8 protein-coding genes are annotated in these 9715 nt (G+C 71.3%); 4 read left to right on the forward strand and 4 right to left on the reverse strand.

Translation table 11 applies throughout. The features are described 5' to 3' along the window. Window positions 1-21 precede the first annotated feature (21 nt). The 4 genes from BIV25_RS34100 to BIV25_RS34115 all read left to right on the forward strand — a co-directional run bounded on the left by BIV25_RS34100 (window position 22) and on the right by BIV25_RS34115 (window position 4502). Entirely contained in the window at window positions 22-1236 is a 1215-nt protein-coding gene (locus BIV25_RS34100; protein ID WP_071376363.1) for a serine protease, read from the forward strand. Window positions 1237-1392: 156 nt separating this feature from the next. Continuing rightward, complete coding sequence (locus tag BIV25_RS34105; RefSeq protein WP_079177053.1) at window positions 1393-2778, forward strand: protein kinase; 1386 nt, start codon at window positions 1393-1395, stop codon at window positions 2776-2778. Continuing rightward, window positions 2775-3344: a hypothetical protein gene (locus BIV25_RS34110; RefSeq protein WP_071376365.1), complete on the forward strand. Its 570-nt coding sequence runs from the start codon at window positions 2775-2777 to the stop codon at window positions 3342-3344. Before BIV25_RS34105 ends, BIV25_RS34110 begins: the two co-directional genes overlap by 4 nt. A 42-nt stretch (window positions 3345-3386) precedes the next feature. After that, the gene (locus BIV25_RS34115; protein ID WP_256256578.1) at window positions 3387-4502 is read left to right on the forward strand and encodes an acyltransferase; all 1116 of its coding nucleotides are present in this window, start codon (window positions 3387-3389) and stop codon (window positions 4500-4502) included. Here BIV25_RS34115 and BIV25_RS34120 read toward each other — a convergent pair. The 4 genes from BIV25_RS34120 to BIV25_RS34135 all read right to left on the reverse strand — a co-directional run. Continuing rightward, window positions 4495-4992: a hypothetical protein gene (locus BIV25_RS34120; RefSeq protein ID WP_071376366.1), complete on the reverse strand. Its 498-nt coding sequence runs from the start codon at window positions 4990-4992 to the stop codon at window positions 4495-4497. The two genes, BIV25_RS34115 and BIV25_RS34120, sit on opposite strands and share 8 nt — an antisense overlap. Window positions 4993-5079: 87 nt before the next feature. Then, window positions 5080-6693, reverse strand: a complete 1614-nt coding sequence (locus BIV25_RS51550) for a hypothetical protein (RefSeq protein WP_071376367.1) — start codon at window positions 6691-6693, stop codon at window positions 5080-5082. Between the two features lie 492 nt (window positions 6694-7185). Then, window positions 7186-8070 (reverse strand): squalene/phytoene synthase family protein, encoded by an 885-nt coding sequence (locus BIV25_RS34130; protein WP_071376368.1) that lies wholly within the window; start codon window positions 8068-8070, stop codon window positions 7186-7188. 98 nt (window positions 8071-8168) lie between these two features. Beyond that, on the reverse strand, window positions 8169-9715 hold a 1547-nt coding region (locus BIV25_RS34135; protein WP_079177055.1), incomplete at its 5' end, for a SpoIIE family protein phosphatase.

The following is a 9715-nucleotide window of genomic DNA, read 5'->3' on the forward strand; positions in this document are numbered from 1 at the left end:
ACCAACGGGGGTTGTCGCACCATGCGTTCCATATCTGTGTCCTTCGCGCGCCGGCGCGGACGGCAGCGCACCGCTCTGGCCGCCACCGGGCTCGCCGCCGCCCTGGCGCTCACCGCGACCGCCTGCGGCGGCTCGGGTGCGCACACGGCGAACAGCGCTTCCGGCGCCGGTGCCTCCCAGCCGGCCGACAGCGCCGACGGCACGGCGCAGGTTCCGGCCGACCTCGCGAACAGGCTCAAGGCGCACGGGATCGACGTCTCCCGGTGGGAGCACGGCGGCTGGAAGAACTGGGACAGGTCCACGTGGCTCAAGGACGCCAAGGACTTCGTCAACCCGGTGATCAAGGGGCTGTGGAAGCCGCAGCGGATGCAGTCGGCGCAGGCGGCCGACAAGACGGTCTCCACCAAGGACGCCTCCGCCGGCCAGGGCCTGAGCGATCCGGCCCCGCAGCCCGTGCAGGCCGTGGCCGAGAAGACGCCCTACCACGCGTACTCCGCCCCCGTCGGCAAGGTGTTCTTCGACTCCCCCCGGGGCCCGATGGTCTGTTCCGGCACCGTCATCAAGGACGTCAACCACCCCGGCAAGTCCAACCTGGTGTGGACCGCGGGCCACTGTGTGCACGCGGGGCGCGACGGCGGCTGGTACCGCAACATCGCCTTCGTGCCGTCGTACAACGACGACGGCGACTCCGCGGCGCAGATGCGCACCGCCGGCGCCGCCGAGGCCGCCCCGTACGGCACCTGGTGGGCGGACTGGGTCTCGACCTCGAACGAATGGATCCAGCGGGGCTCCGAGGTGGGCAACGACGGATCCCCGTACGACTATTCCATCCTGCACGTGAGGCCGGAGAACGGCAGCGGCAAGTCGCTGGAGGAGACCGTCGGCGCGGCGCTCGACGTGGACTTCTCCGCGCCCCCGGCGAACCGGATCGCCGAGATGGGCGCCTGGGGGTACCCGGCCGCGCCGCCGTACGACGGCCTGAAGATGTTCAAGTGCCTCGACCGGCCCGGCCGGCTCTCCATGGGCCCGGCGCTGCCGGACATGTACCGCATCGGCTGCACCATGACCGGCGGTTCGTCGGGCGGGGGCTGGTTCCGGGTGGTGAACGGCAGGACCGTGCTGGTGTCGAACACCTCGATCGGCCCGGCGGACCACTCCTGGCTCGCGGGCCCGCCGCTGGGCCAGGAGGCGAAGGCGGTGTACGAGAGCATGAGCCGGAAGTACGGCGGGCAGTGACGCGAGCGTGACGAGGGGCCGCCTCCGCCGACCGGGGGCGGCCCTTCGCGTTGCCGCTTCCACGGCCGGGACGGTCAGCGCCCCCGGATCACAGAGATCCCACAAGAATCGCCCCTACGGTGCCCCGGCGGACGCCGGCAACGAGGGGGGAACACCATGGATCGCTCACGTCCGGTGGGCGGACGCTACCGTCTGGATGAGGTCCTGGGGCGCGGGGGGATGGCCGACGTATGGCTGGCGTACGACCTGCTGCTGTTCCGCCAGGTCGCCGTGAAGACGCTCCGGCCGCAGCTGGCCGCCGATGCCGAGCACTGGGCGCGCTTCCGCCGTGAGGTCGTCTCGGCCGCGCTGCTGGGGCACCCGTCCGTCGTCGCCGTGTACGACGCGGGCGAGGACACGGTCGACGGCCACCTCGTCCCGTACCTCGTGATGGAGTACGTCAAGGGCACCACACTGCTCCAGCTCGTGCGCGAGGCACCGGTCGTCGGACCCGAGTACGCCCTGGAACTCACCGCCGGTGTGCTGGAGGCGCTCGATCACGCCCACCGTCACGACATCGTCCACCGGGACGTCAAACCGGCGAACGTCATGCTCTCCCACGAGGGCACCGTGAAGGTGACGGATTTCGGCATCGCCCGCTCGGTTGACCGGGCGGGTACGACCCTCACCCGCACCTCGGTGGTGGTGGGCACGGCCGAGTACCTCTCACCGGAACAGGCCCGGGGCGAGCAGGTCGACTTCCGCACCGACCTGTACTCGACCGGCTGCCTGCTGTACGAACTGCTCACCCGCCGGCCCCCGTTCACCGGCGACAACCCGCTGGCCGTGGCCGTGCAGCACCTCTCGGAACCACCGGTGCCTCCCTCCGCCCACGTCCCGGGGCTGCCCGCCGCCTACGACACCCTGGTGCTGCGGGCACTGGCCAAGGACCGCGCGGACCGGTACCAGACCGCCGAGGAGATGCGCGAAGCCATCGGGGAGGTACTGGCGGGCCGTGCCACGGCGGTCACCTCGCCGCTGCCGGAGCCACGTGCGACGGACCGGCACACCCAGCCGTCGCCGCCCCCGGAATCCCGGACGGAACGCCCCGTGCGCCGACGGCGCGTCCGCCGTACGCTCTCGGCGACGGCGGTGCTGCTGGCGGCCGCCGTGTGCACCTACCTGATCGCCGGATCGGATGCCCCTGCTGGTCCCCGGGTCGCGGCGCCCTCGCTGATCGGCGAGACGATGAACGAGGCCCGATCGAGCGCCCAGGCAGCCGGCGCACGCGTCCAGCCCGTCCGGCACCGGGTCTGCCCCCACCCCGGCACGCCCGTCGGCCGGGTGTGCGAGCAGACACCCGCGCCCGGCACCCGGGTCCCACGCCACGCCGTCCTGCGGGTCACCCTGTCTCCCGGGACACCGTCGGCCGCGTATCACCGGCCCGAGTCCGCCGATGGTCAAGAGTCCGCCATGGGACGACAACGGCTGAGAGGGCGGGAGTCGTCCGCCGTACTGAGGGAGGAAGCAGACGGCGACTCCCGACGAAGGGCAACTCCGTGATCCCGCAACGCATCGTCCTCGCCTCGGCCGTGGGGCTCGTGTCCGCGTTCCTGCTGGCGGCATGCGGCTCTTCGGACCACGACGCCTCCGGCACGAACGCCGGCGCCGCCGCCGTCGCCCCGGCCTCGTCGGATCCCGCGGCCTCCGCACCGACCGCCTCCGCACCCGCGGACGCCGGCGACTCCGGCGGCGGGCACAAGGCCACGACCACCCTGCTGATGGCCAAGGCGGTGAAGGGGATGGGCACCGTGGTCACCGACGACAAGGGGATGACGCTCTACCGCTACGACAGGGACCAGGCGACGCCCTCGAAATGGACGTGTGCCGGGGCGTGTACGAAGACGTGGATGCCCGTCATGGTGCAGGGCTCCGTCCGGACCATGGGCGTGGAGAAGAGCCTGCTCGGCACGGTGCACCGCAACGGCATGAAACAGGTCACGCTCGCCGGATGGCCGCTGTACCGGTACCTGGGCGACAGCTCGGCCGGGCAGATGAACGGCCAGCGCATGGGCGGGCAGTGGTACGCCGTCACCCCGACCGGCCACAAGTCCGCCGTGACGGGCTGAGAGCAGTTGACCGATTTCCGCGCGGTACCTGTACGAGGGCACGTGCGGGGCCTGGACGGTCTGCGCGGTCTGGCGGCCCTGTACGTGGTCCTGTTCCACTGCTGGTTGTACGCGTTCCCGGGCTACCCGCGCAGTGCGGCGCCCTGGTGGCTGGACGGACTGATGTTCGGGCGCCTTGCCGTCGTCTTCTTTCTGGTGCTGTCGGGCTTCTCCCTGGCGCTGTCCGCGGCGCAGCACGGCTGGCGGTCGGGCGGTGTCACCCGGTTCCTGCGCCGGCGTGCCTGGCGCATCCTGCCTCCGTACTGGGCGGCGCTGGCGATGAGCCTGGTCATTTCGTGGCTCGTGGTGCCGGCTTCGCACGCTGGTCCGCCTACCGGTGCGTCCCTTCTCGTGTACGGCATCGTCGCTCAGGACATGGTCACCGCGCCCACGCCGAACGGTGCGTTCTGGTCGATCGCGGTGGAGGCCGAGCTCTATCTCCTCTTTCCGTTTCTGCTGCTGGTCCGGCGGCGCTGGGGTGCGACGGTCCTGGTCGCGTGTGTGGCGCTGCCGGTGATCGCCCGCGGGCTGACGGCGAGCGGCGCATCCCCCGTGGAGGGCGACAACTGGCTCGCTCCGGACCTCGTTCCCGTGTTCGTCGCAGGAGTCGTGGGCGCGGGAGTCGCCGTGGCGTCGGACAGAGTGCGACGCCTGCCGTGGGGTCTCTTCGCCGTCCTGGCCGCCCTGCCCGTGCTGGCTCTCGGCCTCGTCCAGGGTTCCGTGTGGACGGTGAACCACTACTTCTGGGTGGATCTCGCCGTCTGCCCCGCCATGACCATGCTGCTCGCCGCGGTCGCCACCGGCAGACCCGCCTTCCTCGTACGGCTCCTGACGGCACGACCCGTTCGCGGGCTCGGTGAGTTCTCCTACAGTCTCTACCTGATCCACCTTCCGATCGTCCTGATCGTCATTCGCCGGGCAGCCCCGCATGTCGTGTCGCCCCGACTTCCCGTGTTCGGGTTCACTCTGCTCCTCGGCCTGCCGGCCGCGATATTCGGGGCGTGGGTCTTTTCCCGGATGTTCGAGATGCCGTTCAAGCGCAACAGATCCTGGACATCATTGACCGCACCGCGCGGAAGGCAGCGGGCCCGGCCGTCGTGGGCCCGTGCTGTCAGGTGACCGTCACGGTGACGTCGTAGCGTCCCTGGCCCGGCGGGCAGCGCATGGCCTCGCCGCACGCGGCGCGCCGGGCGGTGATGTGGGCCGTGCCGGGCCGCAGGGCGGTGAAGCGCGCGGAGGACGTGCCGCAGCCGCGGCCGGGCGGGCAGGTGGCGGAGACCGAGGTCCCGCCGCCGGCGGGGGTGAGCACGCGCGGGTCCGAGCCGACGGGCGTCGACCAGTAGGCGCCGTGCAGGCGCACCACGACGAGCGTGCCGGGGGACACCCGGACCGTGGTGCCGCGTGCGCGTTCGTCGAGGACGGCCGGCCCGGTGGCGGACGCGGACGGCGAGGAGGACGCGGGAGTGCGCGACGGCGGGGGAGACGGCGATCCGGCGGGGCCGGACGAACAGCCGCCCAGGGCGCCGGCCGCCGCCGCTGCGGCCACGACGGCGAGCCCGGCGTGCAGTGCGCGCAGGGCGGGGCTCGTGCGGGATGGCGATGGAGACACGGGTCCTCCGGTGGATGCCGTCCGGCGTGGGCGCTCGGACGGGCGTGGGGGCGGGCCGTCGGCCCGCCCCCACCGTGCGGTGCGAGGTCAGGAGACGGTTACGTCGTCGTAGTAGGTGTAGGTGGCGTCACCCGCGTAGTCGTCGTCCTTGTTGGTGAGGGTGAGCGTGTAGGTGTGGCCCGCGGTCACCGTGCCGGAGACCTGCTTCCAGCCTGCACCCTGGGTGCAGGTCTTGCCGAGCAGCGTCGTGCTGGTGCCCGCCGTGGTGTCCTGGAGGGTGGCCGTCGCCCAGTCGTAGCTCACGGTGTCCGGGCAGGTGACGTTGTACCAGAAGGAGACCTTGCTGCTGCCGGACGGGGCGGTGAAGGACTGGGAGACCGACGAGGTGTTCGTCGGGTTGGTGGAGCCGAGCATCGCACCGTAGGTGCCGCTGTGCGCCGCCGAGGTGGTGGCGGAGGTGCTGCCGCTGGTCGTCCAGCTCGACAGGCTGCCGGTCTCGAAGGTGCCGTTGGTGAGGGCGCCGCCGGTGCCGCCACCGCCGCCGCCTCCGACGATCGGGTGGGAGATGGCGCAGTTGTTGGTGTCGTTGGACCAGCTCGCCTGCTCGGCGAAGGTACCCGTGCCCATCGCGACGTTGGCCGCCCCGCCCGCGCTGCCCGGCGAGATCCAGGCGCATTCGTCGGAGTTCTCCTGGCCGTTGTACGAGCTGCCCGTCTGGTTGGTCCAGCCGCCGGCCGGGTTCTGGTCGGACATCATCTCGTGCCATTCATGGCCGAGCGTCATGGTCCAGCCGTCGAGCGTGCCGGGCGAGTTGACGAATCCGACGCCGCAGCCGGAGCCGGAGTCCATGTTGTACGGCTGGTTGCTGAACGCGATGTCCCCGTAGGAGGAGGACACCGGCCCGCCGGTGAGCGTGCTGTCGCCGTTGTAGTCGTGCCAGGCGCAGTACTGGCCCTGGTAGTTGTCCGGGTTGGTGTTGTGCGGCGAGAGGACGACGTAGTAGGCGTCCCGGTTGGACGCGGCGGTGGTGTTGCCGAAGTGTCCGGCCGCCTTGACGGCCTCGGCGCCGAGCTGGTGCCCGGTCGCGGCGCTGGGCGACGCCGCCGAGTTGTCGTACCACACGCCGGCCAGCACGCCGCCGCTCTGGTACGGGATGAAGTTCGCGTTGGACGGGCAACTCGTGGCGCCCGCCGAGACGTTCGGGCCGTCGCACCACTGGGTCAGGTCCGCGGACCACAGCTCGTTCCCGGTGCCGATGCCCTTGAACATCTCCTGGGTGACCGGGGCCGCGCCGTCCGGGTCTCCGGAGAACGTGGCGTCGCCGTTGCCGTTGGTGCTCTGCGTGCCCCACTGCGAGCCGTAGAAGACCAGGTAGACCTTGGAGTGGCCGCTCTGGACGCCGATGCCGTCGACGCCGCCGCCGTAGGACAGCGTCTCCGGTCCGGTCGCGGTGGTGGCGGCCGGCTGGTCGGCCGCCCATGACTTCATCCTGGCGTTCTGCCGGAGGGTCGGTATGACGCCGTGCCGGTAGGGGTGCTGGTAGGCAGGGCTGTAGGGGTCGGGGCTCGTGGTGTGAGCCGTGGTCTGGGTGGCGGCTGCCGCCTGGGGTACGAAGGCGAGTGCCACGCCGGTGACGAGGGACAACGACGCGAGACCGGTCAGGGTCGCGCGGGCTGCACCGCGTATGTGGGGTCTGCCCATGGGTGTTGGGGCCCTTTCTTCGCACGGACCTCCGCCGTCGGTCCGGCGGAGGTGAGCTGAACGGGACGCCGACGGGGCGCATCACCGGGTGTGCCGCAGCCGGCCACCGGCGTCGACGCCGGTTCCGTCGTGGAGCAGGAGGAGAGGCCCGAGCCCGCGCCGGGTGACCGCACGGGCGATGTGCCCGGCGGCTGGGGAAACTCACGCACGGCGTCGTGATGCGCGGGGGAACTCTCGTCCTGGACCGGACGAATGAAAGAGGCAGTGACAAGCGTGCGCACTGCGACTTCTTGCTGGCCGAATTGGTGATGCCCTGTCAGACGCGGAGAAGCAAAGCAGACTTGACGGGTTCAGGTCAATGGAATGCGGAAGGCTGTTCGCCGGCCGCAGGTATGCCTCTGAACTCGCTCTGAATTCAGAAAAGTTGGAGAAAATGCTCCGTCAAAGAGAAGTAACACAACGGCGATTGCCCGTCGTGAGGTACGGCGTTCGTCATCGGCGCGCGAGAACGCGGAGCGTGCCGCCCAGTGGCGGGTTCGCGGAACCGCGCAGTACCCCGGCGCCCCGTGCGAGCACCGCCTTCGCCGTGAGGAGTTCGATCTCCACCAGCGCACCCGCGAGCCGTCGGCCGTCGGCCCCGGTCAGCGCCGAAAGGTCCCTCGCGGCCAGCAGGGCGGTGCGTGCGGTGGTCACCTGCTCCGTCACCAGCTCCCGCAGGGGCGGGCCGCCGACGCCGGCGGCCAGGCTGTCCGCGGTGACCCCGAACCGCTCCATCGTCTCGACCGGGACGCCCACGTGCCCTTCCCGCACGTCCTCGGCAAGGTCGTTCACGAAGTCGAGCCGCTGACTGCCCTCGATGAAGGTCCGGCATGCGGTCCGGTACCGCAGATCGTCGCCCTCCGGCGCGAGCAGTCCCGCCACGAGCATGAAGGCGGGGTACGAGTAGGCGTCCACATAGGCCTGGAAGTCGGCCTCGGTCGCGAAGCCCGTGAAACGCAGTTCGGCGGTGGCGGTGGTCAGGTAGCTCTCCACGATGCCGCCGAGCCGTGGATGGGCGGACACGGTGTGTGCGAACGCCCGGAGCAGGGAGTCGTCGCTCGTCCTCGTCCGCAACGCCTCGCGCACCTGCCGTTCCCAGGACGCCCACGCCGCCTCGCGCTGTGGCAGGGGCCCGGTGTCCAGGACGTTGTCCCCGTGGTGCATCACGGCGGTCGCCGCCACCACGTGCGCCAGCAACGGCCGCGGCAGGAGCAGCCTGGCCGCCAGGTACGCGCTGCGCCTGAAACGCCGTACCAGCTGCCGCTGACGGTCGTAGTCGGCACGCAACCCGGGGTCCCGGACACCAGCGGCGTCCAGGCTCTTCGTCCACCCTCGCATGGACAGATCGTAGGGGGCGGCCCGCCACCGCCGGTGTGCCGGTACGACGACGGCACCGAAGGCCGCCCCCCGGAGGCGTGAACCGCCCGTCGCTGTACTCAGGTGTCCGCCGGGTCCTGCACCGTCTTGCCCAGGGACAGGGTGAACCAGGTCGTCTTGCCCTCCTCGGTGGGGCGTACCCCCCAGTTGTCGGCGAGGGCGTCGACGAGCAGGAGGCCGCGGCCGGACTCGTCCTCGACGTCCGCCAGGCGGGGGTGGGGCAGATGGGGGCTGCGGTCGCTTATCTCGACGGCGAGCTCGGTGGTGTCGCGGCGCATGTGCAGGTGAAGAGGGCCCTCTGCGTGCAGGACGGCGTTGGTGAGGACCTCGGAAGCCAGGAGCTGTACGTCGTCGGCGCGGTAGGTGCTGCCCCAGGAGGTGAGGATCTCGCCGACGAACGCGCGTGCTTCGGGCACGGAGGAGGGAAGAGCGGGCAGGTCGGTGCCGGCGATGGCCAGCGGCGCCACGGGGAGGCGGGCCAGGAGCAGGGTGACGTCGTCGGTGTGTTCCTCGGTGTCGGGGAGCAGGGTGGTGAGGACGTGTTCGGCGGCGGTCTCCAGGTCGCCGGTGGTGGCGAGGACGCGGTCGAGGGCGGTCGTCAGCTCGGTGAGCCGGTGCTCGATGTCGCTGCCGGGGGTCTCGATCAGTCCGTCGGTGTAGAGGACGAGTGTGGAGCCCGCGGGCAGGACGACGGAGTTCTGCTGGTGAGGGATGCCGCCCACGCCCAGTGGTGCGCTGACCGGCGCGGGCAGGGCGCTCACCTGCCGGCCGGGAGCGGCGACGAGGACGGGCAGGTGTCCGGCCGAGCAGAGGGTCACCGCGCCGGTGTCCGGGGCGATGACGAGGTAGCAGCAGGTGACGAGCTGGTCGGGGACGTGCAGACCGGCGACGAACGTGTCCAGGGCCTGCATCAGCTGCCGGGGCTCCATGCCGGTCGTGGCCAGAGCGTGGGCGGCGGAGCGCAGCTGGCCCATGACGGCGGCGGCCTCCAGACCGCGGCCCATGACGTCGCCGATCAGGATCCCGACGTGCCCGGCGCCGAGGGGAATGAGGTCGAACCAGTCCCCGCCCACTCCGGCGCCCTGGGTGGCGGCCCGGTAGCGGTAGGCGGCGGCCAGGCCGGGGAGGTCGGGGGGAGTGCCCATGAGGCTGCGCTGGAGCGTGAGCGCGATGTGCCGCTGCTGTTCGTAGAGGGCGGTGAGCTGGGCCTCGGCCTGCTTGCGGTCACTGATGTCGCGGACGATGGCGCACACGCCGTTGACCGTGCCGTCGGCGGTGCGGGTGGGCCACAGCGTGACGTCGACGTCCAGCAGCAGGCCCGAGCTGGTGACCCGGAGGGTTTCGTAGTGCTCGACCTTCTCCCCGTGCCGCAGCCGGTCGAGGAGCGCGTCGACATCGTCCCGGCAGGCGGCCGGGGCCAGGAAGCTCACGTGGCGGCCGATGGCCTCGGCGGCGGTGTAGCCGTACATGCGCTGGGCGGCGGCATTCCAATACGTGATGTGTCCGTCGAGGGTCTTGGCGAGGATGGCGTCCTGGGAGGACTCGACGAGGGCGGCCAGCTCGTTGATGCGTTGTTCGGCGGCTTTGCGTTCGCTGATGTCGCGGA

The organism is Streptomyces sp. MUSC 14 (assembly GCF_001866675.1).
In the GTDB taxonomy this organism is placed as follows: Bacteria; Actinomycetota; Actinomycetes; order Streptomycetales; family Streptomycetaceae; genus Streptomyces.

What these genes read in the sequence shown, in the direction of transcription:
- BIV25_RS34100 (WP_071376363.1), top strand. Translation starts at nt 22, where the DNA reads ATGCGTTCCATATCTGTGTCCTTCGCGCGCCGGCGCGGACGGCAGCGC.
- BIV25_RS34105 (WP_079177053.1), top strand. Translation starts at nt 1,393, where the DNA reads ATGGATCGCTCACGTCCGGTGGGCGGACGCTACCGTCTGGATGAGGTC.
- BIV25_RS51550 (WP_071376367.1), bottom strand. Translation starts at nt 6,693, where the DNA reads ATGGGCAGACCCCACATACGCGGTGCAGCCCGCGCGACCCTGACCGGT.
- BIV25_RS34130 (WP_071376368.1), bottom strand. Translation starts at nt 8,070, where the DNA reads ATGCGAGGGTGGACGAAGAGCCTGGACGCCGCTGGTGTCCGGGACCCC.